Source organism: Vibrio sp. 10N.261.46.A3 (genome assembly GCF_041472995.1).
GTDB classification, from domain to species: Bacteria; Pseudomonadota; Gammaproteobacteria; order Enterobacterales; family Vibrionaceae; genus Vibrio; species Vibrio coralliirubri.
Map to the genome: position 1 here is coordinate 1 of NZ_JBFRRH010000001.1, position 23058 is coordinate 23058.

33 protein-coding genes and 1 tRNA gene are annotated in these 23058 nt (G+C 49.4%); 31 read left to right on the plus strand and 3 right to left on the minus strand.

From position 1 onward, the window contains the following. Positions 1-314: 314 nt before the first annotated feature. Positions 315-863, plus strand: a complete 549-nt coding sequence (locus tag AB4484_RS00005; protein WP_372075807.1) for a hypothetical protein — start codon at positions 315-317, stop codon at positions 861-863. A gap of 16 nt (positions 864-879) precedes the next feature. Here the strand turns inward: AB4484_RS00005 and AB4484_RS00010 are convergent, their stop codons facing one another. Both AB4484_RS00010 and AB4484_RS00015 read right to left on the minus strand, forming a co-directional pair. Beyond that, the gene (locus tag AB4484_RS00010; protein WP_372075809.1) at positions 880-1158 is read right to left on the minus strand and encodes a hypothetical protein; all 279 of its coding nucleotides are present in this window, start codon (positions 1156-1158) and stop codon (positions 880-882) included. 23 nt (positions 1159-1181) lie between these two features. Then, a tRNA-Gly gene (locus tag AB4484_RS00015) sits at positions 1182-1256 on the minus strand. A gap of 30 nt (positions 1257-1286) precedes the next feature. Here AB4484_RS00015 and AB4484_RS00020 point away from each other — a divergent pair. The 23 genes from AB4484_RS00020 to AB4484_RS00130 all read left to right on the plus strand — a co-directional run bounded on the left by AB4484_RS00020 (position 1287) and on the right by AB4484_RS00130 (position 17209). Continuing rightward, on the plus strand, positions 1287-1409 hold the full coding sequence (locus AB4484_RS00020; protein ID WP_372075811.1) for a hypothetical protein: 123 nt from the start codon (positions 1287-1289) through the stop codon (positions 1407-1409). 35 nt (positions 1410-1444) lie between these two features. Then, positions 1445-1648, plus strand: coding sequence for a hypothetical protein (locus AB4484_RS00025; RefSeq protein WP_372075813.1), 204 nt, complete (start codon positions 1445-1447; stop codon positions 1646-1648). A 2-nt stretch (positions 1649-1650) separates the two neighbouring features. Beyond that, entirely contained in the window at positions 1651-2226 is a 576-nt protein-coding gene (locus AB4484_RS00030) for a DUF2913 family protein (RefSeq protein WP_372075815.1), read from the plus strand. A gap of 55 nt (positions 2227-2281) precedes the next feature. Continuing rightward, the gene (locus tag AB4484_RS00035) at positions 2282-2620 is read left to right on the plus strand and encodes a DUF3024 domain-containing protein (protein ID WP_372075817.1); all 339 of its coding nucleotides are present in this window, start codon (positions 2282-2284) and stop codon (positions 2618-2620) included. A gap of 318 nt (positions 2621-2938) precedes the next feature. After that, a complete protein-coding gene (locus AB4484_RS00040; RefSeq protein ID WP_372075819.1) occupies positions 2939-3358 on the plus strand; it encodes a DUF3577 domain-containing protein in 420 nt (139 codons plus the stop codon). 104 nt (positions 3359-3462) lie between these two features. Next, positions 3463-3834, plus strand: coding sequence for a hypothetical protein (locus AB4484_RS00045; protein WP_372075821.1), 372 nt, complete (start codon positions 3463-3465; stop codon positions 3832-3834). 185 nt (positions 3835-4019) lie between these two features. After that, on the plus strand, positions 4020-4343 hold the full coding sequence (locus AB4484_RS00050) for a hypothetical protein (RefSeq protein WP_372075823.1): 324 nt from the start codon (positions 4020-4022) through the stop codon (positions 4341-4343). Positions 4344-4361: 18 nt separating this feature from the next. After that, on the plus strand, positions 4362-4532 hold the full coding sequence (locus AB4484_RS00055) for a hypothetical protein (protein WP_372075824.1): 171 nt from the start codon (positions 4362-4364) through the stop codon (positions 4530-4532). A 375-nt stretch (positions 4533-4907) separates the two neighbouring features. Next, positions 4908-6080 (plus strand): hypothetical protein, encoded by a 1173-nt coding sequence (locus AB4484_RS00060; RefSeq protein ID WP_372075826.1) that lies wholly within the window; start codon positions 4908-4910, stop codon positions 6078-6080. Continuing rightward, entirely contained in the window at positions 6077-7570 is a 1494-nt protein-coding gene (locus AB4484_RS00065) for a hypothetical protein (protein WP_372075828.1), read from the plus strand. The genes AB4484_RS00060 and AB4484_RS00065 overlap by 4 nt, the downstream gene beginning before the upstream one ends. Positions 7571-7579: 9 nt before the next feature. Continuing rightward, positions 7580-8788 carry a hypothetical protein gene (locus tag AB4484_RS00070; protein WP_372075830.1) on the plus strand — a complete coding sequence of 403 codons (1209 nt, stop codon included), beginning with the start codon at positions 7580-7582 and terminating at the stop codon, positions 8786-8788. Next, positions 8785-9510, plus strand: a complete 726-nt coding sequence (locus tag AB4484_RS00075) for a hypothetical protein (protein ID WP_372075832.1) — start codon at positions 8785-8787, stop codon at positions 9508-9510. The genes AB4484_RS00070 and AB4484_RS00075 overlap by 4 nt, the downstream gene beginning before the upstream one ends. Next, a complete protein-coding gene (locus tag AB4484_RS00080) occupies positions 9507-11120 on the plus strand; it encodes a GspE/PulE family protein (protein ID WP_372075834.1) in 1614 nt (537 codons plus the stop codon). Before AB4484_RS00075 ends, AB4484_RS00080 begins: the two co-directional genes overlap by 4 nt. Continuing rightward, positions 11117-12100, plus strand: a complete 984-nt coding sequence (locus AB4484_RS00085) for a type II secretion system F family protein (RefSeq protein WP_372075836.1) — start codon at positions 11117-11119, stop codon at positions 12098-12100. Before AB4484_RS00080 ends, AB4484_RS00085 begins: the two co-directional genes overlap by 4 nt. A gap of 14 nt (positions 12101-12114) precedes the next feature. Beyond that, a complete protein-coding gene (locus tag AB4484_RS00090) occupies positions 12115-12627 on the plus strand; it encodes a hypothetical protein (RefSeq protein ID WP_372075837.1) in 513 nt (170 codons plus the stop codon). A 77-nt stretch (positions 12628-12704) separates the two neighbouring features. Beyond that, complete coding sequence (locus AB4484_RS00095; RefSeq protein ID WP_372075839.1) at positions 12705-13118, plus strand: hypothetical protein; 414 nt, start codon at positions 12705-12707, stop codon at positions 13116-13118. Between the two features lie 21 nt (positions 13119-13139). Continuing rightward, positions 13140-14132 (plus strand): hypothetical protein, encoded by a 993-nt coding sequence (locus AB4484_RS00100; RefSeq protein ID WP_372075841.1) that lies wholly within the window; start codon positions 13140-13142, stop codon positions 14130-14132. Between the two features lie 12 nt (positions 14133-14144). Beyond that, a complete protein-coding gene (locus tag AB4484_RS00105) occupies positions 14145-14513 on the plus strand; it encodes a hypothetical protein (RefSeq protein WP_372075843.1) in 369 nt (122 codons plus the stop codon). Positions 14514-14594: 81 nt separating this feature from the next. Continuing rightward, positions 14595-14786 (plus strand): hypothetical protein, encoded by a 192-nt coding sequence (locus AB4484_RS00110; protein ID WP_372075844.1) that lies wholly within the window; start codon positions 14595-14597, stop codon positions 14784-14786. Next, positions 14783-15706, plus strand: coding sequence for a trypsin-like serine protease (locus AB4484_RS00115; protein WP_372075846.1), 924 nt, complete (start codon positions 14783-14785; stop codon positions 15704-15706). Before AB4484_RS00110 ends, AB4484_RS00115 begins: the two co-directional genes overlap by 4 nt. A gap of 41 nt (positions 15707-15747) precedes the next feature. Next, on the plus strand, positions 15748-15936 hold the full coding sequence (locus AB4484_RS00120; protein WP_372075848.1) for a hypothetical protein: 189 nt from the start codon (positions 15748-15750) through the stop codon (positions 15934-15936). Between the two features lie 449 nt (positions 15937-16385). Next, the gene (locus AB4484_RS00125; RefSeq protein ID WP_372075850.1) at positions 16386-16691 is read left to right on the plus strand and encodes a hypothetical protein; all 306 of its coding nucleotides are present in this window, start codon (positions 16386-16388) and stop codon (positions 16689-16691) included. A gap of 353 nt (positions 16692-17044) precedes the next feature. Beyond that, positions 17045-17209 carry a hypothetical protein gene (locus tag AB4484_RS00130; protein WP_372075852.1) on the plus strand — a complete coding sequence of 55 codons (165 nt, stop codon included), beginning with the start codon at positions 17045-17047 and terminating at the stop codon, positions 17207-17209. 9 nt (positions 17210-17218) lie between these two features. On the opposite strand, the gene AB4484_RS00135 is transcribed toward AB4484_RS00130, so the two are convergent. Beyond that, the gene (locus AB4484_RS00135; RefSeq protein ID WP_372075854.1) at positions 17219-17578 is read right to left on the minus strand and encodes a hypothetical protein; all 360 of its coding nucleotides are present in this window, start codon (positions 17576-17578) and stop codon (positions 17219-17221) included. A 104-nt stretch (positions 17579-17682) separates the two neighbouring features. On the opposite strand from AB4484_RS00135, the gene AB4484_RS00140 reads away from it, so the two are divergent. From AB4484_RS00140 to AB4484_RS00170, 7 genes are read left to right on the plus strand one after another with little or no spacing between them, the layout of a single operon-like run. Then, a complete protein-coding gene (locus tag AB4484_RS00140; RefSeq protein WP_372075856.1) occupies positions 17683-18387 on the plus strand; it encodes a hypothetical protein in 705 nt (234 codons plus the stop codon). After that, positions 18387-19067 (plus strand): TIGR03759 family integrating conjugative element protein, encoded by a 681-nt coding sequence (locus AB4484_RS00145; protein WP_372075858.1) that lies wholly within the window; start codon positions 18387-18389, stop codon positions 19065-19067. Before AB4484_RS00140 ends, AB4484_RS00145 begins: the two co-directional genes overlap by 1 nt. Next, complete coding sequence (locus tag AB4484_RS00150) at positions 19043-19552, plus strand: hypothetical protein (RefSeq protein ID WP_372075860.1); 510 nt, start codon at positions 19043-19045, stop codon at positions 19550-19552. The genes AB4484_RS00145 and AB4484_RS00150 overlap by 25 nt, the downstream gene beginning before the upstream one ends. Positions 19553-19564: 12 nt before the next feature. Then, the gene (locus AB4484_RS00155) at positions 19565-19966 is read left to right on the plus strand and encodes an integrating conjugative element protein (protein ID WP_372075861.1); all 402 of its coding nucleotides are present in this window, start codon (positions 19565-19567) and stop codon (positions 19964-19966) included. Continuing rightward, the gene (locus tag AB4484_RS00160) at positions 19963-20223 is read left to right on the plus strand and encodes a hypothetical protein (protein WP_372075863.1); all 261 of its coding nucleotides are present in this window, start codon (positions 19963-19965) and stop codon (positions 20221-20223) included. The genes AB4484_RS00155 and AB4484_RS00160 overlap by 4 nt, the downstream gene beginning before the upstream one ends. Continuing rightward, on the plus strand, positions 20220-22391 hold the full coding sequence (gene traD / locus AB4484_RS00165) for a type IV conjugative transfer system coupling protein TraD (protein ID WP_372075865.1): 2172 nt from the start codon (positions 20220-20222) through the stop codon (positions 22389-22391). The genes AB4484_RS00160 and traD overlap by 4 nt, the downstream gene beginning before the upstream one ends. Continuing rightward, a complete protein-coding gene (locus tag AB4484_RS00170; protein WP_372075867.1) occupies positions 22384-23031 on the plus strand; it encodes a DUF4400 domain-containing protein in 648 nt (215 codons plus the stop codon). Before traD ends, AB4484_RS00170 begins: the two co-directional genes overlap by 8 nt. The last annotated feature ends 27 nt before the right edge of the window (positions 23032-23058 follow it).

Below are 23058 nucleotides of genomic sequence, written 5' to 3' on the forward strand. Positions count from 1 at the left end.
TCTTGCCAGTGTGGCAAAGGCGTCTTAGTGCGAAAAGCCGCGAAAGCCAAAGGGAAATTCTGGTGGGGATGCAGCGCTTATAAATCGGGATGTACGGCTCGCTTTTTTGATGAAAAGGGCAAGATTGGCAAAGCTATGCCCAACAAGGCGTAGCGTGAAATGTGTACAGGGTTATCCACCGAAAAGGTGGATAACTGAGCAATAACCATTGAACAGGAAGATAGATATGAACAACAGTCATGAGCAGACTTTATCGCATACAACGGGTGTCATTATTCAGCACGTTGCGGATAAAAACCTTTTTGAAGGAGGCGATGACGCACACTCATTATGGACCCAAAGCGCTTCGTCTTCGTCCACAATACCAGTCCAGCTTTGGCGAGTTGGTGGAGGCCATGATGCCAGTATGGTCAGGAAAAGCGGTGACCCATTACTGTTATCGAGCGGATGAATCCCTTCATGTGTTGAGTGCGGATTCGTTCGAAGTGACGATCAATATGGGGTGTCAGCCCCACATACCGACAGGGGGTGATTTGAAGGATTCTTGTCGAGTGGCCCATGTTACCGCTGACCTCTGGGATAATGCCGATGTTCAAGGTTTTATTGAGTTGCTACTGCGTAAGTTGAAGGCTTCTTTGGTGTTGTCATCGGTTGATAAGTGTAATACTCCCGCGGAGGTGGAATGTGCAGAGTGTGACAGTACGACCGCGTTTGTGTTTGATAATGGCAAGGATCAATTTTCCATTCACCTTGAAATTGTGTTGCAGTGTTTGAAGCTCGCTGAAGAGTATGGACAAGTGCCACCGCTTCCTGATGACTGGTGGTGCAACATGAATCATAATCTGGACTCGCAAATTTTTTAGAAGGGCACCATAAGCATTATGTGTTTTCTTCTGAAGGGAGCGTGTCAGGTTTAGGGTGATCGATTAATGTTTTCGATAAAATGCCACGGTTGACCCCTAACACTTTTGCAACGTGGCTTTTTCTTTTGCCGACCATGCCCATCGACTCTTGGAATATCACGGGCTTGAAGGCGCGCAATATCTGACTGACATCGGGCGTGTCCAATTTCTCATCGAACTGAGAGAGGTAGGCTTTCAAGTTGGCCTTAAACGCTTTTTTCGCTTGTTTCATTTCATCAGAAGGGGGCGTTTGCATGGGAATTGCCTTAGAGTATGAATTGGAGCGTGCAGCGGGAATCGAACCCGCATCATCAGCTTGGAAGGCTGAGGTAATAGCCATTATACGATGCACGCAACGGAGCGCCTGTGAGAGGACTCCGGCCAATGAGCATCCTGTTCCCCAATGGCGCGAGTATTGTAGCGAATATTGGTGTGACCTCAAGCGCTATTTTCAGTGCGTTTTTGTGGAGAATGGCGATGGGCATTGTGTTGATGGGTGAGCAGTGAGAATATGACGCCACTTATCACCGATTGGAGGCAATATGGCTGCTTACCAAATTCGTTATTATGATAACGAAGAGACACTACTGAAATCGGAAACGGTATTCATGAAAGGCACCAGAGCGGCAAAACAAAGCGCGACCATGACCGCGCCTGAGCATACCGTCCGCACGATAATTCTTGATGTGGTTGGGCGTCCTTTGTTGACGAAAGAGCTCGGACAATGGACAGAGCATAAGAGCTAGGTATGTCGAACACTTATCAATACTACAAAGCGCTGAATACATTGGTGTCCAATGCGCTGCTTCACCTGTTTATGCAAACCCAAGCGACCAAGGGGTTTGTCCCCAAGGCCAAGCGTAACGCCATCTTAGTCAAATACATCAAAGCTAGGCAGCATCTCCCTGAATTTAAAGCCATCAAGAAAGACATGAAAACCATGTTGAACCTGGGGCGTAAAGGCGGAGACTTACAGCAAGGCCTGGATGAGATTAACACCATGGCTCAAGAGCATTATAAGCGCCTGTCTCATGCGGATGACCTTTACGTGGCGCTCAATCACGCCTATGAACAAGCGGGGTTTGAATCTCGGCTTGAGCATGTGGATGAACACAAAGAAGAAGACATTCTCTATATGGCAGCAAAAGAGATTGAAGAAGGATTTGATGACAAGAATATCCAGCTTAGGCCGTTAAAGCTGTTCATCAAAACCGATAAACTCAGTCAGCTCATCAAGATATTTGATGATGAAGGGCACTACACGCTAGTGCAAGACTCTATTAATGAGCAGGGTTTTTCTCACCTGTTATTAACGCATTCTTAATGGCCAAAGTCAGAGTGGCCCATGTTTAACCAGTCAGTATACCGAGAGAGGATGTATGGCGTTTAGTGAGTTTGAGACAGCTCGATATTTAAAGATGATGCAAACATTTGTGGAAGAGATACGTCCACCTCAAGCTGTGAGAGCGCAGATTGACTATATTTCTGAGATTGAGAAGCAAAGTGTGATGCTTTATGAACTCTCCAATTCGTTCTCAAGAGACGGCACAACGCAGCGCTTTCCTGTTGCAAAAATCACCTACGTGAATACGAAAAAGCATTGGGTTTTGTATGGAATGCGAGCGTCAGGAAAGTGGATGAAGCACTCGATACATTCTCATTTGGAGTTCGCGATAGGCACGCTAAAAGCAGACCCTGATTGCAACTTCTTCGGCTAGTATTTTCGAGCAAAAATCGACCTTTCTTCTTTACAATCGATCGATTTTTGCTATCGTAACCACTCTTAATACGTTCGTTACCCACGTTAAGCGGTATCAAGCACACGGCCTCAATAAGCCTTAAATGCCCCTAGGAAGCGTGTCGCGGTCTGACCCAGTCAGATTGAAGGGATTTCAAATCATTGTTTCGGCAATGGCTAACATAGCAAATCATTAAGATGTTGCTATGGCCTACAATCCAAAACCCATGCGGGAATATTATTTCCCATGGGGTGATAGTTTTCTCGCTTTTTTCATTTTTGAAGAGAGAGAAAAATCATGTCACAAGCAAACCAAGACTCCCAGAAAGCGTTAAACCTACATACCAAAGGTATTGGATATCTTAACCGTATCCGTAAAGTAACGCCGAAAAAGGGCCAGCCGTTTTGGTCGGTCGAAGTGAATTGCCACTATGGTACAGACAAAGATTCGACCCGTTTTGATTGCATAGTTGTTGGCAAAGATGCCATCGACTTGTTTGATAAACACCTGGTTGGGATGACCAAAGAAGATACCGTGACGGCCAGTGTGCTCATCAGTGATATCTATTTGCATCAGTATATCTACACAAAAGGCCCAAAAACGGGCGAACCTGGTGCTTGCATCAAGGGACGTCTTTTGGAAGTGAAGTATTTGAAAGTGAACGGTCAAGTGGTGCATTCCACTAAGCTTCAAGCAACGAATACCCACGCTGCCTAATCAAAACCACATCAGCACGCCTTCGGGCGTGACTGACCCATGCGGGAAACACTCTCCGCCTGGTGGGGTTGTTTTCTCGCTTTATATTAAGAAGAGAGAAAACAATGAAAAACATGAGCCAAACTATCACGACCCTTGAAGCGTGCTACGCTCAATTTCAATTAGAAATGAACATGTTCTATACGATTTTGGGACAGCACGCTCGCATCCAAGACTATTTTGCTTGGAATGTGGATGTGGCTTTAAACATGGTGAATCACGCGAAATCGCTAGCTGAAAGCTGGCCTGAGCGTTTTCCTGAGTTTGAAGAGCAATTTGAGGAGGAGTGTTATCTGGCGCAAGGTTGGTGTTTAGACGTTCTGGATGAGGCCGCGCCGATGATCGAGCGTTCTTATCCTCAATTCCAATCACCACCGTCGATAATGGAAAGAATTCATGTCTTTCTGTCATCCAAGCGTCAACGTTGGGTTATGTAACCCAAACCCACTGAAAGTCGCCCGTTAGGGTACTTTCATTGGAGTCTGCCAGACTCTTAAAACAACGGCACTAAGCAAAGTCGAGTGATCGTGTTTTGCTTTCTTACGTTATCCCTTGCAGGGCACCGCTTCTGTAATGGGTTGGGTGTTCTGCTTTTTTTGTTATACTAAAAGAAGGAAATCCAATGAAAGGAACGACAATGTCAGACAATCAGGGCCATTCAATTGTTCTTTCGTCAGAGCAAGTCATTAATGCACTCATGCACACTGCGACTCAATCGCATGTGCAAGAGTCTGAATCACGCCTTAACCATCGAATCGATGAAGTGAAGGAAGATTTAGGCAAGCGCATTGATGAAAGCAATAAGCGCATTGATGACGCTAAAGATGATCTTGGAAAACGAATTGATAAGCTTGATGCCAAGTTTGACCGCTTGACCTTTCTGTTCGTGAGCCTTTCTATGACTTTGTTTTTTAAAGATCAAATCATGATGCTTTTTAGTCAATAACATTGGAGGGTTACTGTCATGTCGGACAAAAGTAGCAACCATGTTACCGCTAAAGACTTACTGTACGTTATGTATGATTTGGCAAAGCGAAGCGTTACTCGAAAAGAGTTAGAGCAGCGATGCCGTCAGTTAGAAGTAAAGATAGAAAAGCTTACAGAGAAAGTCGAATCGTTATCGAAAGATAAATAGCATTACCTACTTTGAGCATAGTGTTGAATTAACTCAAACGCCTCCTTGTGAGGCGTTTTCTTTTTCTGAAAAACAGGACTCTATGCCGTCCTACGGGCTTCGCCCTACCTGCAAAGCCAATAAGATAAGAAAATGCTGCGCTTATTTCCTTATCTCATCGACTTTCAGTGAATCCTTTCTCTCATTTAAATAAACGCACTTCTTTTTGCACCACATTGGTGCAATCAACACTCCGCAGCAAAATTCACTCACAGGTATATAAAAAGTCAAGGATTAGGCGGCACTATTTTTCTGCTATTTTCGTGCCGTCTAATCCGTGACTCTCGATCTAAACTTGGTATCGTTTCCTTATTGAACAACAACAAGGAAACGAACATGAAAGCGATACCTTGTGCCATTGGCGTACTGACGTTAGTCGGATGCGCGAGTGAGCCGCCGCCTGTTATCCCAGAGCCCATGGCGCCAATGAATGTGCGCACGGCGCCCGATTTACAACAAAGCGCCATGATAAAGACCTCACGCTACACCCTGAGCAACCCAGTGCACGGGGCGAGATTGGTGGATATTCTCAATGTGTCTGTCGATGCGCGCATTCCAACGCTGGATGCGGATTTAACCGTTAAGGAGGGACTGAACTTCTTACTGGATGACTCAGGCGTAAAGCTGCGTGAGCCGCGCTCTTATGGTGAAGAGCAACTCTACAAGCAGCCGTTGCCACTGGCGCACTCCGACCTTGGCACCATGCCACTTCGTGAGGCGCTGCAAGTGCTGGGTGGTGAAGCCTTTGAACTCCAAGAAGACGTGGTTAAGCGCGAAGTGGGCTTTTCTTTGAAATCAGGCTACGTCTGGCAGCCCCCAAAAAAGGATGCCATTACGCCAACACCAACCATCAGCAAGGCGCTTGCTCACAACCAAGCTGCCAGCAGTGAGTCTCTTCAAGAAGCCAATGATGCTTTGTTTTTGGGAGAGAGCGTAACGCATTCAGTCAGTAAGACGGTGCCAGGCAAGGTTACGGGACTATCTGGTCGCTCAACTTTTAAAGTCAAGGTGGGGGAAACCTATCGAACGGCGCTCCTTCGCTGGATGAATCGCGGTGGCATTAAGCATGTTGCCATTGCCAAAGTCCCTCAGTTTCAAGAGGCGCTCTCTCAATCGGCTCATGAGGCATTTGTGAAAGAGGGCACGCTAGGTCAAGCCGTGGCCGCGCTCTCTTATCAAGTGGATGGGCTCGATGCGTTAACTTACACCCCTAAGCCTTCACTAGAGATGGCGGCACTTCACCCTTACAAGCGTGACGCTGTCACTCTATTTTTATTGCAAGGTAAGACTCTGTCACAAGCGGGCGCCTTTGCAGCAAAACAATACGGTTGGAAATGGCAAGCGCAGCCAGATTTACCCGACTACCGCTTTGACCAAGTTTACCCAATGGTCACCAAGCGCGGTGACATCAATCAAGCCATGAATGAAATCCTGGCCTCTTACCCACTGAAAGTGCAGCGCCTTGATGAGAGCCGCACCCTCTACTTAACCAAAGCGAGTACATTATGATGCCGATATCTTCAGGCACTTTGAAGCCCGTTGCCTTGATCATGCTTTCACTCTCGCTGCTGGGGTGTGAAATGCTGGGGTTCAACGAATACGACAAGAGAAACAGTGAATCCGACCAAGTATCACAACGTATTGATGCTTATCAACAAGGGCTGACAACAAACAAAGTGGAGACCGTAAGCTTTCCACCCGTGGACATTCGCCCGATGCAAGCCAGCCGATATGCGTGGCTCGATAAACCCGTGCAAATCAGCGCTTACCAACAACCTCTAGAGTCTGTATTGGTGAAACTTTCTCGCCAAGCGGGCGTGAGCGTACAAATCCAAAGCGACGTGAAGCGCGACCTGCCCGTGTCGCTCTCTGTTGATGGGACGCTCTCTGACGCACTGAATCAACTGCAAGCATTAACCGACATTGCTTTGGTTCCTGGCGCAAACACATTGAGCGCTCAGCCTATGCTGTCAGAAACGTTTGAACTGAGCCTGCCGCCAGGCCGAATTAGCGGTCAAATTGGTGAGTCCACCTCGGGAGACAGTGGGGATGATGAAGAGGGCACCACGCAGCTAGAGGGGCAGTTTGTCACCACCTCGACAGAGGATGTCAGTCCCTTTGAGCAGGTGGCACTCGGCGTGAAAGCGCTGCTAATGGACACCAACGGTGATAATGATAACACCGTTGGCAGTGTGGAAGCGATATCGTCTCTTTCTCGACTAGTGGTGCGCACGACCCCATCTCGAATGAAAGCGGTGAAGGCTTTCATTGAGCAAAGTGAGGCGGACTTAAATGCTCAGGTACTGCTGAAAGTGGAAGTGCTGGAGTTTCGCTCGAACTTAGGTCATGAGCGCGGCGTGGATTGGAACTTGGTCAAAGATATTGGTAACGACAGCAGTTTAACCTTTTTCATTCCAGGGACGTCTTTGGAGTCCTCTGGCGGCTCAGGCATGGCATTCACGGGAGGCGGCAAGTGGTCAGGCTCGACAGCGCTGATTCAAGCCCTCAACCAGCAAGGTCAAACCGCCACTCAATCGCCCGTATCGCTGTATGTGCAGAACTACCAAACCAACCACATCACGACAGGCAACACCGTGGATTACATCAGTCGCCTATCCAGTGATTCCGATGAAGGGGTCGTGAGCTCTGATATTGAGATTGACACCCGTCGCTCAGGCATGGATTTCATTGTGGTACCGAACATCCAAGATGAAAAAGTCCACCTGCGTATCTCAGGGCTGCTAACCAAAATCTTAGGGTTTGAGCAACAAGACATTAATGGTCAAGTCGTGAAATTCCCTCAAATGAAAGAGTCGAAAATCAACATGGCAACCAACCTTCGCTATGGGCAAACCATTGTATTGAGCTCTATCTCACAGGAAGAGAGCAGCACTCAAGACAGCACCTTCTTTGGTGTGCCGTTTTTCGGTGGCTGGAGTGCTCAAACGCAGCGAGTGGAAACCTTGGTGTTACTGACGCCCATTCGCGCGGATGGTTAAGGAGTGTCCATGATGTTTTTTACGTTGCCCCATAACGGGAATCCGCTCTTTGCAAGATTGACGTTGCAAGGTGCAGGGAAAGGTCAGCCGTATCGCTGTTTTGTGTCAGGAAAAACGCACCTATCTCTGTACGCGCAAGTGACGCCAGGTGTGGCTTGGTCAGAAGTGTACCGACGCGTATTGAAAGCTCGTGGGTGTGATGTTGAGCACGCGGCAGTCATGGCGCACCACCCTGATGAGAAAGAAGGGGCGCAATGGCATGTGACCATTATCCACAAAGGCGAGGTGATTCAGCATTGGTCTCAAGCGACCAATGACGTCTCTGGCAGCATTGATGTGCAAGGTCAATCTCACCATTACTGGGTGGGTTTAGATGAAACCACAAGCTTGCCAAACACCCCATTCAATGCGAAAGCCAGCATTGAACACATGGCGCCTCTGACCGAGCAAGAGCAAAGCGTCATCGGGCAATACACCCTAAAGAAACGCCGTTGGCCTCTCATGGTAGCGGGCGCGGGGCTCTTGGTCGCACTGGCCTGGGGAGGGGCAGCTTGGCTGACTGCTCCAGAGGTTACCCCTGTGAAAGCGCCCCCTACCGTGGAAACGGTAGAAGTCGTTGAAACCCAAGTGAAAACTGACCCAAACGAAGCGTATCGAGAAGCCATCGCAAAGGGGCACAGCGCTCACCGTTTGATGTATGAGCTGGGCATGGCGATGACATTAACCGACACCCTCCCTCAAGGGTGGAAAGTGGGCAGCATCCAAAGTCAATCAGGCAATGTGCAGATTGATATTCAGCGCGAGACGCACGGGGAGGTCGGCATGATGTTGGCGTTTGCGGACTACTACAAAAAGCTCAAGCCTTACATCACGCTTTGGTCAGACCGTGCGGACATTCGCTGGAAAAACCCAAGCGACAATACGCATTGGTTAAGCCATGGCGCGCCGCATTCGTCCACCAAAGTGGCGTTACTGGACGCGTTAACCCGAGTAGGACTGGTTACCAAGGTGGTCAGTGAGTCTGCGAACCCTCACTTCATTTCATCCATGATTGAAGTAAAAGGAGAGCTCAGTGCAGGACGTTTGGGGCAATTTAGTCAAGCCTTTGAAGCGCTGCCTCTGTTTGTTCGAAAGGCCACATTCTCCCCCAAGTCCGAACGAACTTGGGAGGCAACATTAACGATGATACTCATCACTCGACAAGGAGATGAACAATGAGCAGCAAAGTAAAAGTGGGAGCAGCGATAGTCGGCCTCATCGGAATTGCCGCACTCGCCGCGACGATGAACACCGACAAAGGCTCAAAATACCTAAAGGCAGCACAAGCGCCCCAACAAGCCGAAAACTATGAGGATAAGGAGCCTCAGTCTCATTCTTCGCCGATTTCTAAGGGGAAGAATGAGGAAACCAGCACACAGGAGAGCTCGCAAGCGGAAAAAGCGTCGGCGCACACTCAAGCTCAACCTGACAAGGTGGCGTCGGATGTTGAAAAAGAAGACAAAAAAGCCCCTGAAACACCCGAAAGGCCCATCACGCTTGGGGCGGTGGATAAGCACTTTTCCGAAAGATTCTTAGATACGCTGACCCTTGTCGATAAGCAGGACGCACTGATTAATGCCAAGCTGGATGCGGAAATTCGAAAAGCGCAAGGGGAAGGAGAGTTGGGCTTAAATCAAGCCGTCCCTGTGGCCACAGCAACCACAAACACCGAAGCAAAGAAGCCCGAGTTTACCCCTATCTATGTAGACCGCACTTACTTTGATGGGGATAAACCCTGGGCGGAAATGGATCTCTTTATGACGGGTGACATGACCCAGCTTTATCCCGCATGGGAGGGGACGCGCTATCGCAATGTTGAAATCATCAAGATTGAGAAAGCGGGTGTCTGGCTCTCTGAGAGCGGCAAGAAACGCTTTATTCGCACTGGAGAAACCGAATGAATATAGAACTCACGATGGACAAAGCGCTGCTAACGCTTTGTCTTGAGGATGGCCACACGGTGGTCGATAAGAGGGGGAACATCCATACAGGTCAGCCGAGCACGCCGAAAAGTGATGAAATTCGTGATTACCTGATGACGCACTGCGCCCACTTTGGTCAAGCCAAAGGCTGGGTACCCAATCGTTATTTGTTAGATCGCAACGCATTGACCATCCACCTCGACAGCATACAAGCGCTCTTGCTCGATAAAGGGGGGGAGATGAAATCCAGCGTGGGTGACCGCTTAACCGCACTGTGTCAATCGGCGGTTAACCGAGGCGCGTCAGATATCCACCTAGAGGTGCATCGCAACCAAACCAGGGTACTCCTTCGAGTGGATGGGAAGCGTGAGCCTTTGCTGGTGCTTTCTAATGGCGAAAGCGCGCAGAGACTGCCAGATGCGACAGGGCATCAGTTGGGCTCTTACCTGTTCCAGGTGCTAGGTCGTCAAAACTTTTCTGTGCGAACGCCGATGAATGACCGTTTTGAGCTCAACCTGGAGGTCAAGGGTCGATTACAACCTGTGGAGTGGCGTGCGGCGTTAATGCCACTTGACCGAGGGTTTAAGTTGGTCCTTCGCTGCTTAACCTCCCTTGGTCAGCCATTAACCCTGAAAGGCATGGATTTACTGCCTGCGCACACCAAGTTACTGAAAGAAAAAGTAGCTCGCCGAAGTGGCATCATCATTTTAACGGGGCCGATGGGGTCGGGTAAATCATCAATGATGTACGCGCTGCTTGAGACCATTGACCGAACAGCGCGCTGCGTACACAGCTTGGAAGACCCTGTGGAGTTTGAGCAGACCATGGTCACCAAAACGCTGGTAGAGCCTAAGCGAGAGCTCAAAGAGGGTGGTGGTCTTTACCTCGACTACACCTTCTATGCGCACGAACAACTTCGTCAAGACATTGATGTGACTTCGTTTGGCGAGCTTAGACAGGCCGACACCGTGAAAGAGTTCATCCGTAAAGGGGAAACGGGAGGCTTAGCGCTCTCAACACTGCACTCAAACAGCGCCATCGGGGTGCCGTCGATATTCATTGAGCAGCTTGATGTGCCAGCTTCCGTGGTGGCAGCGCCTGGTCTGATGCAGCTTTTTACCCACCAAAAGCTCATTCGCTCGCTGTGCGACTGTAAGTGCCCAGCGCTTAGCGATGAAACTCGCACGCTGTATGAGCAAGCGGGGCAATTGCCTTTGTATCACCGAAAAATCAAACAACTGAAACGGGTGCTCGGTGAAGAGGCGCAACACGCCGCCATCACACGCCCTAAAGGCTGCGCTCAATGCGACAGCAAAGGGGAGAGAGGGCGAAAGCTTGTCATAGAGATGATTGCGGTAGACGACGATGACCGCGACTTTTTCCAAAATCGTGACTATCTCGGTTGGAAAAAACATCTGAAATCAAAAGGGTGGCCTGATATTCGAGCGCACGCTCTGCACCGATTGCGGTTAGGTCAGGTAGATATTTTGAGTGCGTCTGAGCAGGTTGATGGACTGGTCGAACTGCCAAGCCAAAGCATTTACCAGACATTGTATCAACAACTCGCCGATACGGAGGAGCGAGCATGAATCTCCAAGCCTTGATGTTCACTCGTCAAGACCAAAAAAGCCTCTTGGAGCAGTGGGCCATGTGCGAAGAGGATGGCCTGACGACCATGCAGTTCTGCGCCTTGCTCACCGAGCACGGCAGCAGCAGTGAGCAAAAAGTTGGGCGCGAAGGCCAGCAAGCTGCCGCCGATGGGGAAGCGTTTTCTCAGGTGCTGGGTCGTTGGTGTAGCCCAATGGTTGTGGGGGCGATTGACGCGGGCGAGCAGGCGGGCAACCGCCTGCTGGGTATTCGCGTGGCTTTAAGCATCTTACAAGGGGGGCAAAATGTCATGGCACGGTTAGCCAAGGTGACCCTATTTCCCCTTGCCATGATGTGCGCGACAGGCTCAATGGGGCTCTACATTTCAGGCGAAATCATCCAGACCGCTCAATTGAAGATGGGGACAGGTAGTCAACTGCATCAAACTCTCGATACCGTCTTGCCTGCTCTGGCTATCGCCATTGCGCTACTGCTGACGCTCATCACTATTGCTTTGCCGTTGTGGTCGGGTTTTGGACGCTCATTCGCCGATAAGCTGCCTCTGTTCTCCCACTATCGCCTTGGGGTTGCCAGTGGTTTTTTAGAGGTCGTCGGAAAGCTCTCAGAAACAGGGTTAAGTTTGGATGAATCTTTGTCTCTGGTTGCCCCGAAAGCCACCCCGTATTTGCGTCATCACATTCACGCCATGCGCACCACACTGCTAAGAACCAGTAACTTAGGCAGCGTGATGGACACGGGACTACTGATGAAAACCACGCAAAGCAAACTGCATGTCTTAGGGGAGAGCCAAAGGCTGACGCATCTTCTTCTTCGTGCAGGCGAACACCACCGCGATGCGGTGGAGAAACAATTGAAACGCCTTGAGGCCTGGCTTCCCAAAGTCATTTTGCTGATAGGCATCGGTTTATTGCTGACCCTCGTTGGGTCGGTAATGAACGACCTCTTAACACAAATCTTATAGCAACAGGAATTATCATGAAAAAAACAATGCAATCACAATCACGCCGCCACCCTTTGTCTAAGAAGCAAGGCGGATTCTCGTTACCTGACTTCGCCCTGTGGGTTGTGCTGGCAGGCGGCTTAATTTTGGGGCTCATCCAGCTTTACGCAATGGCATCAGGCTCATTAAAAGAGTTTCAGACGACGCAAGCAGTTAACTCACTCAAGGCGGCAGCAGAAAACGTCAAAATCATCAATCACACGGGGTTGTCTATGACCAAAGTCTGCGATGAAAACCGCAATGCCGCACCAAAAGCCCTATGTGGTGAAGCGCGAGACGGCAAAGGCACTAACCCTTACGGTGGTGATTACCAGCTAGCGCCCAACAGTAACTTCTCTTTAGTAGATGTCACCGTGACAGGTATTGATACGCAGTACATCGACAGCATTGCCGACAAGCTCGCCACCATGAGTTCGGGCAACTGCGCCAGCTTTACAGGGTGCAGCACCATTGCGCTGTCAGGTAATAACATTACGGTGACGTTGTAGTGAATCTGCCATCGATGATTCTGGCGCTCTCTCTGAGCGCCAGTGTAGTGGGGGTGGGGTGGCACTATACCGCCTCTATGCGCTTACATTCCGAGTTAAGCGTGCAAGCTCAAACGGTGATGGACGCCATGGCAACGAACATGAGCTTTCATGTGGGAGAGACGAGCTGCATGACAGAGCCTGGCAATCACAGCCTTGAGGCGCTGAAAGCGAAGGACTATTTAAGCGAGTCGTTTGAGAGTGATTGGGACATCACCACGCAATACCACTTAAATCCGCCTTGGGTGACGTATCAAGTTCTGTTTCATGGAAAAACAGAAGCTGAACTCGACGAGCTTAAACAGGTTGCGCCTCGATTTGGGACGCACTACCGCCTGGATTTTGGAGCTAAGACGCTGACCGTGTATTCCAATACGGATTACTACCTGAAATCTCAATATCAATTTAACCGATACGACTGGTCAACCGACTGCTTCGTTGATCCGTTGTAACGATTCAAATAAAGGAAAAAAATGAAACTCAATAAAAGCGTGTCCCACAAAAAGCAGCAAGGTTCCACTTTAATGAGCGTTTTGCTCGGGTTGTCAATAGCGGCTCCCTTAATGTTGGGATACTACAAATTCGATCAAAAGCGACAAGACAAGCTCGACCGAGAAGCTTTTGCTGTCTCAATCAGTGAAATAATGGAAGCCGCGCAATCTTGGCAGTTTCAGTACGTTAAAAATAATAACTATGATGACGTATCTTATGAAAACCCATTGATTTTTGAGACGTGGCCCCCGTCCTTGGATGCGCTGATTGCTTCTCCTTATCTTAATGATGGATGTAGTTTAGCCGAGGAGTCAGCGGGTAAGTGCCTTCGCTATGATGGCGTGGATTGGAGTAATCGACGCATCACTCAAGAGAAAAGCTATAAGACTTTCGATAATCAGTACAAGATTGTCATTCCATTGGGCGATCTCGCTCCTGGAGGAGGCGCAGGGCATGAGGATTGGGATAGATACAACCGCTGGGTTGCACCGTTAAGAGAGATTGGCGCAAAACAAAGACCTAATTACGACGTAGAACTGAATGTTAAGTTTTTACAAGACTCAATCGCCTACTCAGAGATGGTGTGGCGCAACGGTTCAAAAACGCTAACTGGTGATTGGGATGTGGGGGGCGCACACGGCATCACGAACGCGAAAGACTACATGATTGCAGCAAGTGACGGCAGTCAGATATCGGTATCAAGAAGACTTGTGACGATTGAGGGGGTTTCACATCTTGATGATGTAATGAAGCCTAAGTGCAGCAAAGGTTTGTCACCGAATTTGATATTGAACTTTGGTGGCATTAATACTGATCATCGCTATGACTATTTAGGCAACTTCAAAGCTTACATTCTAACTCAAAATAGCAATTACTGGACTGTCGGTATTGAAGCTTCTTTGAGAAACAAGAACACAAAGAACCTTGAAGTAACGAATCTTGGCAAAGCGACCGCTTTAGTTCAGTGTATTTAACAGGAGAAAGTCATGAAAAAAGTAATGTTAATGATTGCGCTTATGAGTGGCGCAATGGCAAGCCATACGGTGCTTGCAAAGGTTACGCTTGAAGATGGTTATGCGAGTGAGGCCGAGTATTGGGACAGCGTTAAGCAAAACCGCGCTGAATATGAAAAAGATTTGTATGACGGACTAGAGCCGCCGAAGTCAGAAACAACAACTGACGATCCTTATCTCTTCGGAGGTAGTTACGGCGAAACGATTAGTGACAGAAAAAAAAGTTGCAGCTCGCCAAATCCAATTACAGGAAACTGTAGTTGTCCGTCAGGCTACGATGATGTAAATCATTCCAACAACGGCGGTTCAATTATTTCAACTTGTTATAAACGAGTAAAATAACCAAAAAACCTCATGAGGATATGGATATCCTCATGAGGTTTTGCTATAATGTGTTCATCTACACAACCAGAGGCGTATACCATGTCAAAGCTAGCTTATAGAGATGATAAAAAACTTATATACGGCTGCTATCTAACTGATGAAGACCATAAGATAGTTACTCAAGCAGTTGATAAAGCAGCAAAGAGCATTGGTGTCACAAACAATCGAAAAGCAAGACTTGCATTGATTGAAATGGCTAGATTCTACAATGAAAAAGGAACGTCAGAATGAAAAAAACATTGCTCGCACTTTGGCTAAGTGCACTATCAAGCTCGTCTTTTGCTATCACAAACGGAACTGTTGTCGATTGGCAAAGTGACTTTGATGATTATGTCTCGGGTAACTGCACTGGCTTAATCATTGGCGGTGATCAAATTCTTACTGCTGCGCACTGTGGCATCCCTGATAACGTAGTTGTTACACATGACGGTAGCTATCTTGATGTCGTTTCAAAAGTTGACAATCCAAACTATAGCTTCACTACTGATTACGATGTCTCTATTCTAAACATAGGTACACAACCAAACCAAAACATCCGATTTTTTTCTGACTTAAACAATCCTACCGCAAGCGTAGGCGATGCGGTTCATACCTACGGTTTCGCTGGTAGTCTTACTGAATTGAAACGTGGTGACTTTTCAGTAATGCGAGTAAGCGATGCGTCTCACTATCGAATGTATCACGAATACGCAGCAGGAATTTCGCAGACAGAAAACGGCGATAGTGGCAGCGCGTGGTTTAACGCTAGTGATGAAATCATAGGAGTAACTAGCGGAGGTGATGCCTTCGCAGATCTCTTTTACTCAAAAGACTTCATTCTTGAGACTGTGGACGGTTGGCATTATCCGACTGTACTTAAAGGCACGGGCACTCAGACTGTGAAAGTTCAGTCATTGCACCAAAATGGTGTGACAGATTCTGCTTACGCGACAGGCGATGTTCAGCTTGTTGGCGGTACTTGTCAGACTCTAGCAACTATTAACGAGTTCGATACGTGTACTTACGAGCTTGATGTGATAGGCACGGGACAGCTTCACCTAAGCAGCGATGAAGTCATTGATATCACTCCAGAATCAGGCGGCTCTCTGTCAGTTTGGGGCTTGTCTCTAATCGCACTCTTAGGTTTGCGCCGTCGAAAAGCCATCGCATAACGGAAAAGTGCCTTCTGTACGCTCTGCCATTAAGGTTCGCTATGAAAGAAGAATTTGCACCCAGCGACTTGGTCGTATTGGAAATGCTGGAAGGTAACGACTGGCGCTACATTCGCACTTATTATGCGAGAGCAAAATATCTGCTGAATAAAACCCAGCATCGAGGTTATCTGCTCTATCGAGAGCGAGATGGACACCCACTGAACAGAAAATCGGTACGATTGAGATAATCCCACCTTGAGATGAGCGTTGAATGGTACATTCAATGGGAGTCTTGAGGCCACAACCGAAGGGCGTGAGCGCTTTTTTATCCGATTGGTGTCAAATAGGCTCCTGTAAACAAACACCGAGCACCCACAAAGAGGTGTGACGCCAATCGTCTCCCTTGCCCACTCAGCAGTGTAGTGTTGTGTGGGCTTTTTTTTACTTGGCGCGCCGCTGACTAAACTATCGAACACCACCATATCAACACGAAACATGCTCTTAACAACGTTGACGAAGCGCCGCACTGATATTAACATGATTGCTGTAAACCCTTTCTTATCTACTCCAAACCGGCTTGGTTTCCCTTACGCGTAAAATGGTAGGGGCATTTTTTCAAAACCATTGATAAGCCTCTTCTTTTCCTTTATATCTACCCCCGAAAATCGTCCAGTTAGCTCAAACACACAGGCATAAAATGAAATTAACTCAGCGTCAGACTGAAACCCCCACTTCATTGCGAGCGCTCACTCGATGGAGTCAAGATAACCGAACTGACCGAGGTCAGAACAACCCCAACAAAAAGAACGTCATCAATCAGCAATACTCGGTCCCTCAAGAGACCATCGCCCTAGCGCTGAGCGACTATGTATCGGGGAATTTCAAGTACAAAAAAGAGATAGCAAAGAAGCACAGCATATCGACCCAAACGCTGGTCAGGCACGCCAATGACCGCGAATTGGTTTTTGTTAAGCAAGGTGCTCAGCGAAAGAGGGGCCTATGAGGGATGACGTTAAAAACCATTCGTACATTTACCGTTCGGTTTACCCGAGAATATTAAAGACTCAACGCTTGTCCGACCTTATTACTCCCAGCCAATACTGGACAAAGGTGGGCAACAACCACCTGACATTTCAGGTGAAGAACAAAGTGCTCACTCCACGCCGGTATAACGTGCGTAATGAGCGCACCATTGAAGACCAAGCGTTACCCGAAGAGACGCGTCTCCCTAAGTGTCGCGTACGAAATTTTTGACACACTTCAAAGCGTACGGTTTGTCATCATCTATAATGATGGTAAACCCATCAGCGTCATTACGCTGATTCGGCTTTAATTCTATTCTCGCAAGGAGTGCGCATGAACACACAACCCCCAAAACACATCGTCAGCAAAAAAGAAAAGAAAGCGCTCATGGCCCAGCGCGCTGAAAGTGACACAACAATCCACGCCACGAGAAAGCGCATTGAAGCCATCAAGGAGCAGCAAGCGTTTGACAGAGAGTGGGGAGAGTTCACTCACTAACACCTCGTGTTAATAATCAGGCACGCCCAGTGCAATGCGCCATAATGGAGGCATCAAAAAGGGGAATCTCACCCCAAGGTAAGGGGTGTTCATTCTTTGACTGGCCTGGCGATAGGAAATCGCTGCAATCGCTGACTCCAGCGAGCCTTCTCTTGAAAAGTAGTGCATCAGCGTCTCTTCTGAGACGTTGAGCATTTGAGTGGCTTGAGAAACCGTCATCGCTCTGGATTCAGAATGGTCGTAGGGGCTTTTTTCTTTCATAGCATGGTGATTGTGAGCTGGAGTTTGGTGCAGTGTACCACACTCCGCCACTCGCTTTACCTTGCCCTTACCGGATACATCACCTACCACAAATAGACCAGAAGTCAAACGTTAGACGGCACTATTTTTCTACTATTTTCGAGCTGTCTAATTCGTGACTCTCAATGTGAGCTTGGTATCGTTTCCTTATGGAATCATCATAAGGAACGAACATGTCACCCTCGCCCAAAATATCTCGTCGGCGCTTACTTGCCGTACTGCTTTGCCTCTGCTTGGCAAGCATACTATGTGGTGCAACATTTTGGCTAACGCTTCAAGTCGTAGAGTCTCGCCTTGAAACGCACGCCACAGAAACGAGCAACGCCCTGTTAGCGCATCAAGAAACGCTGAACACCCAACAGCTTGCCCATCAAGAAGATACCCAAAACATCTTGAATAAGCTGAGTGGTATCCAACGCCAATTAACCGCGCATCAAGGCGTGCTGGACGCTCAATCCCAACGCATCACCTTGCAAGACAGGCGAGAAAGGGTGTCAGACCTTCAAACCCGCCTTGATGCTATTAAGCACCTATTAAACACCCACACCAAGGCACTTAAATCGCTCAAAACGACAGGGCAGCGCCAGCAAAGTCTAGCGCCTCGCACCAAGGTTGCGCCAGTCGTGACAACGCCTGTATCAAATCAGTCCAAACCGAAAGCCAAGCCCATTATTACCCCGCCTTTTGCCCTTTTTGATGTGCAAAAAAGAGGGATGCATCACCTAGCCATTGTCGGGGAGGCCAATGCTACCCACATGTCACAGCTTCGCGCGCTTCGTGAGGGGCAAACTTATCAAGCCTGGAAAGTTGAGCGCATCACTCAACAAGGCGTGCGTTTATCGAAAAACACCACCACTTTCTTTTTGGAGAAACCTTAATGAAACCCATCTTAATGGCACTCGCTCTCACGCTCAGCAGTGCGACTTACGCAGGCACAACAGACCCAATAGACACCCACGCCCAAGAAACCACGGTTCAGACGCTGAATCAGGCGAAAGCCTGGGGGTTGTCAGAGCAAGATTGGCAGCGCTATGAAACTTTGATGAGCTCTCCACAGGGCCATGGTCTTGAGAAATCCAACCCCATCACCGTACTTGGACGTTTTGCACGCACACCCAGCGAGAGAGCAAAGCTCGCGGAAGCCTTGGTGCACTACGAGAAGAAACGAGTCGAGGGCTTGTTGGCATTCAATCGCGCCTATCAGTCCGCTTGGAAGCGCCTCTATCCCACCCTTAAGCCTATTGGCACTCAGCGACCTGACCGCGTCGCGTTGTTCGTGCAAGAAGATTGCCTGACCTGCTTTACCGCCTATCAACAGTGGCGCAGCCAGGGCGTGGCGGTCGATGTCTACATCAGTGGGATACAGCAAGACGATGAGCGATTGAAGCGCTGGGCAGAGCAGGCGGGCATCACCACCTCGGACGTGCAATCAGGGGCGGTCACGCTCAATCATGATGATGCTGGATTGGCCTTTTCCTTTTCCATATCGAGCGGGCGCACCTTTCCTATGAGCGCACACCGCAAGGGGGGCGAATGGGCGCTTATCGACTTGCCTTAATGATGGTCGGCGCTCTGAGCAGCTCATCAAGCCTTGCCGTCCCAGCGCTGTATCAATCCATTGCCGCCAATGTCGGCGTACCTGACAAGGCCCTTTATGCGCTCGCCATGACCGAAACGGGCACTCGGTTAACCAATGGCACCCAAAGACCTTGGCCGTGGACGCTGAACGTCAAAGGGAAGGGGTACTACTACCCCAGTCGAGACGCGGCGTGTCAGGCTTTGCTTGGGTTTCTCACTCGTACGTCCTCCGTCGATATTGGACTGACTCAGGTGAACTGGCATTGGCATCAGTCTGCGTTCAATTCGCCCTGCTCCGCACTTGAGCCGACCAGCAATTTGACCTACGCCAGCCAATTGCTCAAAAAGGCATATCAAGACAAGCAACACTGGGGCTTGGCGGCGGGTGCTTATCACCGCCCAGCGGGCGGGGCGCCAGCCATTCGTTATCAACAACGCTTTGAGCGTTATTTTTACTCATTGTAGAAGGAGTCCAACTTGTACCGTTTTCTTTTTTTACTCATCAGTCTGGCTCACTTTAGTCAAGCTCACGCAGCCCCTAACGTCAGTGCGCGAGATTTTTCAACCATGCTGCCCGTCAGCACCCCTTCGCTCACCCCAGGCGAGGTACATAAGCGACCGTTAAAGCAAACGATAAGGCAGCCGCTTTTCATTGTCGGCGCAGACCCGATGTCGCATCGCTGGCTCAAACGCCACCGTGACTATCTCGCGCGCATTAAAGCTAAGGGCATTGTGGTGGATGTGCGCACGGTCTCTCAGCTTCAAGCACTAATGAATTACGACCTGCCGATGTACCCGATTCAAGGGCATGAGTTTGCTGATATTTTTTCAATCACGCATTACCCCGTTTTATTACATGAAGGAGAGCTCAAGCAATGAGACCCCCACAACACGATTTCATTACACCCAAAATCAAACAGCACGCGCTTCGAGAGTGTGATGTTCATGAGATTGTCGCCAAAGTGCACGGCATTACCGCCAAACCGGAATTTGCACCGTTGATTTTAACCCTTATCGAGCAGTGTTTGGTGGAATCCATTCGACCTGAGCAGGCGATGATGTCGCTGATTCAGCGCAATCTTGCCTCCACCCACAACACGCGATTGGTTTTTCCTACCCAGGAGGTGGTGAGATGATGGAAGGACTCCTTCGCCCCGCCGAGGAGCGATACAGCGCTATCGCCCTCACGGTGTCGGCGTGCTGGTTACTGAGCGCGCCATCGCTGTTTATGCTGACATCGGGCAGCGCAACAGCGCTGGCGGCGGGCATGTTGTCACTGGCAGCCCTACGCGAACATCAAGCTCGCACCCTGCGCCGATATCAGAAAGGGCTCATGCGGCTGCCCTATTGGGCTATGCCTTCTCAAGATATGCCTGTCTACCAAGATAAGCTTTTTCTAGGGAAAGGGTTTGAGGTGTTACCCCGTCACGCCCAGCGTCTGTTTGATACGCGTCAGATTGGTGCTGAGCCCTACGTGACCCCAAGCGCGCTATACCACTTTGCCAGGGCGCAAGAAGCCAAATACGAACATCACGCATTGGGACGATTCTGGTCAGCCAAACCGGTCTTCAAGGAAGGGACGCTCACCGCACTCAATCCACTGCTGAAAAAGCTCAACCCCGCCCCACCGAGACCGCCTGTGGGTGGAGACACCTGCCTTCACGGCGTGGGATTGGAAGAGGAGCGAGACTGTTTATTACCCAGCAGCGCCAGAGCGGGCCACACTTTAGTGCTCGGCACGACAGGGGTAGGCAAAACACGCCTTGCAGAGCTTTTGGTGACGCAAGACATTCGCCGCGGAGATGTGGTGTTCGTGTTTGACCCAAAAGGGGATGCTGACATGTTGCTTCGCATGTACATCGAGTGCCTGCGCTCAGGGCGCTTGGATGACTTCTACGTTCTACACCTTGGTTACCCAGACCAAAGCGGGCGTTACTCGCCTCTTGGGCGATTCAATCGCATCACCGAGGTAGCGACCCGCGTATCAGGTCAACTTGAGGGCAGTGGCAACAGCGCCGCTTTTAAGCAGTTCGCTTGGCGGTTTGTTAATATCATTGCCAGGGCGCAAGAGGCACTGGGGCGCAAGCCAGACATGGCGTCAATTCAGCGCTACGTGACCGCCATTGATGAGCTCTACATGGACTACTGCATCAAAATGTTGCCCAGTTATCACCCTCAAGCAGTAGAGTGGGTGATGGAAATGGAAACGCAGGTGGATGAGACCAACACCCCCAAACATCTGCAAGGCCGACACCCAAGAGTAGTGGCTCTGGAAACCTACTTCCAAGCCTACCCCAATGATGATGACGTTCTAGCAGGGCTTCGCAGCGCGATTCAATACGACAAAACCTACTTTGACAAAATCGTAGCGTCACTGCTGCCGCTGCTCGAAAAACTCGGAACTGGCAAAACGGCCGACCTCATCTCACCCAAACATCGAGCGCACGATGATAGACCCACGCTTGACTGGCGAGAGCTCATCAACCAAAACGCCGTGGTCTACGTGGGGCTTGATGCACTATCCGATACCACCGTTGCAGCGGCCTTTGGCAATAGCATGTTTGCGGACTTATGCTCACTGGCGGGGGAAATCTACAAATTCGGCAACACCCCTGGCTTTGATAACCTCAACCTACCACCCAGACAAATCATGATACACGCCGATGAGTTTAACGAGCTGATTGGGGATGAGTTCATCCCCATTCTAAACAAGGCCAGAGGGGCGAAGTTCGTGGTGACGGCCTATACGCAAACCGAATCCGACATCGAAGCCAGGCTCGGCAGCGCCGCGAAAGCAGGGCAGACCAAGGGGAACTTCAACACCTTAATCACGCTTCGAGTCAGAGAGCTCAAAACCGCGCAAATTATGACGTCAAGAATGAAAATGGCCACAATTAAAGAGATTGTACCCGATACGGGCGTCAGTGATGCACCTGGCACTTTAACGGGCTTTAAATCGACCAACAAAGACACCTTGCAATCCAAAGAAGTGCCTTTGATTTCAGACAGCGACCTGACCAACCTTCCCATTGGTCAAGCGTATGCGGAGCTCGAAGGGGCGAAGTATTGGAAACTGCGCTTTCCACTACCAAGCAGTGTCGGAGATGAAGGGCTACCAGAATCCATTCACTACTTAGTGAGCGAGATGAAAGGCAAGACTGAGCGTCTCACTCCCGACGTATGGTCTCTCGCTGCCCCAACCCCTCATTCATTACCAGGGCTGGATGAGCCATCGCTACCAGAGGATGAAATCACATCAGCGTTCAGTGCGAGCGATTTTCTGGCGAGGCTGAACCATGAATGAGAAAAAACAGACGCCCGAGCATAAAGCCCCACAAAGACCCCAACCCACGCCTTGGCATGCCTGGCCTTTTGTGGCGCTCAAGCACCTCACCATTATCTCAGCAGCCTTAATTGTTATCGAATGGACAGGCTTTTTCGGTGAGGTGGGCAGTCATGCACATCAACAGTTAGTCGCTTTGCTGGACGGCCTGACTCACGCCTTGGCGTTGTCACCCTCCATGACGCTGCATTTGAATGACATCTTGCTGCAAGGTATTACCTACCTGAATGTGGACTTTCAAGGAGGAACGCAGTGGATGCAGCCGTACTGGGAGGGGGCGGTGTACGTCCTGATGGGGCTCGCACTGCGCGCTCTCATGCTGTTTGCCAGCTACCCTCTGTTTGTATTGGTCATGACTCTGGCCTTGATTGATGGATTGGTGGTGAGACAACGCCGCATTGCCAAGGTCGCAAGGGAAACGGAGACGGTGCACTACTATGCCAAACGGTTAGTGCCCATCGTAGCCATCATCGGTGGTTACGTCTGGCTGGCTCTACCAGCCTTCATCACGCTCCCCATCCATTGGGTACTGATGAGCAACCTTGTTGTGCTCAGCTGGCTGTTTCAAAAAACCGTCGCCAGCTATAAGAAGTTTTTTTAGTGCAACCATTAACATGGACGATTTATT

What these genes read in the sequence shown, in the direction of transcription:
- AB4484_RS00040 (WP_372075819.1), top strand. Translation starts at nt 2,939, where the DNA reads ATGTCACAAGCAAACCAAGACTCCCAGAAAGCGTTAAACCTACATACC.
- AB4484_RS00045 (WP_372075821.1), top strand. Translation starts at nt 3,463, where the DNA reads ATGAAAAACATGAGCCAAACTATCACGACCCTTGAAGCGTGCTACGCT.
- AB4484_RS00100 (WP_372075841.1), top strand. Translation starts at nt 13,140, where the DNA reads ATGAAACTCAATAAAAGCGTGTCCCACAAAAAGCAGCAAGGTTCCACT.
- AB4484_RS00025 (WP_372075813.1), top strand. Translation starts at nt 1,445, where the DNA reads ATGGCTGCTTACCAAATTCGTTATTATGATAACGAAGAGACACTACTG.
- AB4484_RS00050 (WP_372075823.1), top strand. Translation starts at nt 4,020, where the DNA reads ATGAAAGGAACGACAATGTCAGACAATCAGGGCCATTCAATTGTTCTT.
- AB4484_RS00055 (WP_372075824.1), top strand. Translation starts at nt 4,362, where the DNA reads ATGTCGGACAAAAGTAGCAACCATGTTACCGCTAAAGACTTACTGTAC.
- AB4484_RS00120 (WP_372075848.1), top strand. Translation starts at nt 15,748, where the DNA reads ATGAAAGAAGAATTTGCACCCAGCGACTTGGTCGTATTGGAAATGCTG.
- AB4484_RS00160 (WP_372075863.1), top strand. Translation starts at nt 19,963, where the DNA reads ATGAGACCCCCACAACACGATTTCATTACACCCAAAATCAAACAGCAC.
- AB4484_RS00090 (WP_372075837.1), top strand. Translation starts at nt 12,115, where the DNA reads ATGAAAAAAACAATGCAATCACAATCACGCCGCCACCCTTTGTCTAAG.
- AB4484_RS00075 (WP_372075832.1), top strand. Translation starts at nt 8,785, where the DNA reads ATGAGCAGCAAAGTAAAAGTGGGAGCAGCGATAGTCGGCCTCATCGGA.
- AB4484_RS00140 (WP_372075856.1), top strand. Translation starts at nt 17,683, where the DNA reads ATGTCACCCTCGCCCAAAATATCTCGTCGGCGCTTACTTGCCGTACTG.
- AB4484_RS00035 (WP_372075817.1), top strand. Translation starts at nt 2,282, where the DNA reads ATGGCGTTTAGTGAGTTTGAGACAGCTCGATATTTAAAGATGATGCAA.
- AB4484_RS00080 (WP_372075834.1), top strand. Translation starts at nt 9,507, where the DNA reads ATGAATATAGAACTCACGATGGACAAAGCGCTGCTAACGCTTTGTCTT.
- AB4484_RS00070 (WP_372075830.1), top strand. Translation starts at nt 7,580, where the DNA reads ATGATGTTTTTTACGTTGCCCCATAACGGGAATCCGCTCTTTGCAAGA.
- AB4484_RS00095 (WP_372075839.1), top strand. Translation starts at nt 12,705, where the DNA reads ATGCGCTTACATTCCGAGTTAAGCGTGCAAGCTCAAACGGTGATGGAC.
- AB4484_RS00115 (WP_372075846.1), top strand. Translation starts at nt 14,783, where the DNA reads ATGAAAAAAACATTGCTCGCACTTTGGCTAAGTGCACTATCAAGCTCG.
- traD (WP_372075865.1), top strand. Translation starts at nt 20,220, where the DNA reads ATGATGGAAGGACTCCTTCGCCCCGCCGAGGAGCGATACAGCGCTATC.
- AB4484_RS00130 (WP_372075852.1), top strand. Translation starts at nt 17,045, where the DNA reads ATGAACACACAACCCCCAAAACACATCGTCAGCAAAAAAGAAAAGAAA.
- AB4484_RS00085 (WP_372075836.1), top strand. Translation starts at nt 11,117, where the DNA reads ATGAATCTCCAAGCCTTGATGTTCACTCGTCAAGACCAAAAAAGCCTC.
- AB4484_RS00030 (WP_372075815.1), top strand. Translation starts at nt 1,651, where the DNA reads ATGTCGAACACTTATCAATACTACAAAGCGCTGAATACATTGGTGTCC.
- AB4484_RS00005 (WP_372075807.1), top strand. Translation starts at nt 315, where the DNA reads ATGACGCACACTCATTATGGACCCAAAGCGCTTCGTCTTCGTCCACAA.
- AB4484_RS00020 (WP_372075811.1), top strand. Translation starts at nt 1,287, where the DNA reads ATGAGCATCCTGTTCCCCAATGGCGCGAGTATTGTAGCGAATATTGGT.
- AB4484_RS00060 (WP_372075826.1), top strand. Translation starts at nt 4,908, where the DNA reads ATGAAAGCGATACCTTGTGCCATTGGCGTACTGACGTTAGTCGGATGC.
- AB4484_RS00150 (WP_372075860.1), top strand. Translation starts at nt 19,043, where the DNA reads ATGGGCGCTTATCGACTTGCCTTAATGATGGTCGGCGCTCTGAGCAGC.
- AB4484_RS00110 (WP_372075844.1), top strand. Translation starts at nt 14,595, where the DNA reads ATGTCAAAGCTAGCTTATAGAGATGATAAAAAACTTATATACGGCTGC.
- AB4484_RS00105 (WP_372075843.1), top strand. Translation starts at nt 14,145, where the DNA reads ATGAAAAAAGTAATGTTAATGATTGCGCTTATGAGTGGCGCAATGGCA.
- AB4484_RS00145 (WP_372075858.1), top strand. Translation starts at nt 18,387, where the DNA reads ATGAAACCCATCTTAATGGCACTCGCTCTCACGCTCAGCAGTGCGACT.
- AB4484_RS00170 (WP_372075867.1), top strand. Translation starts at nt 22,384, where the DNA reads ATGAATGAGAAAAAACAGACGCCCGAGCATAAAGCCCCACAAAGACCC.
- AB4484_RS00125 (WP_372075850.1), top strand. Translation starts at nt 16,386, where the DNA reads ATGAAATTAACTCAGCGTCAGACTGAAACCCCCACTTCATTGCGAGCG.
- AB4484_RS00065 (WP_372075828.1), top strand. Translation starts at nt 6,077, where the DNA reads ATGATGCCGATATCTTCAGGCACTTTGAAGCCCGTTGCCTTGATCATG.
- AB4484_RS00010 (WP_372075809.1), bottom strand. Translation starts at nt 1,158, where the DNA reads ATGCAAACGCCCCCTTCTGATGAAATGAAACAAGCGAAAAAAGCGTTT.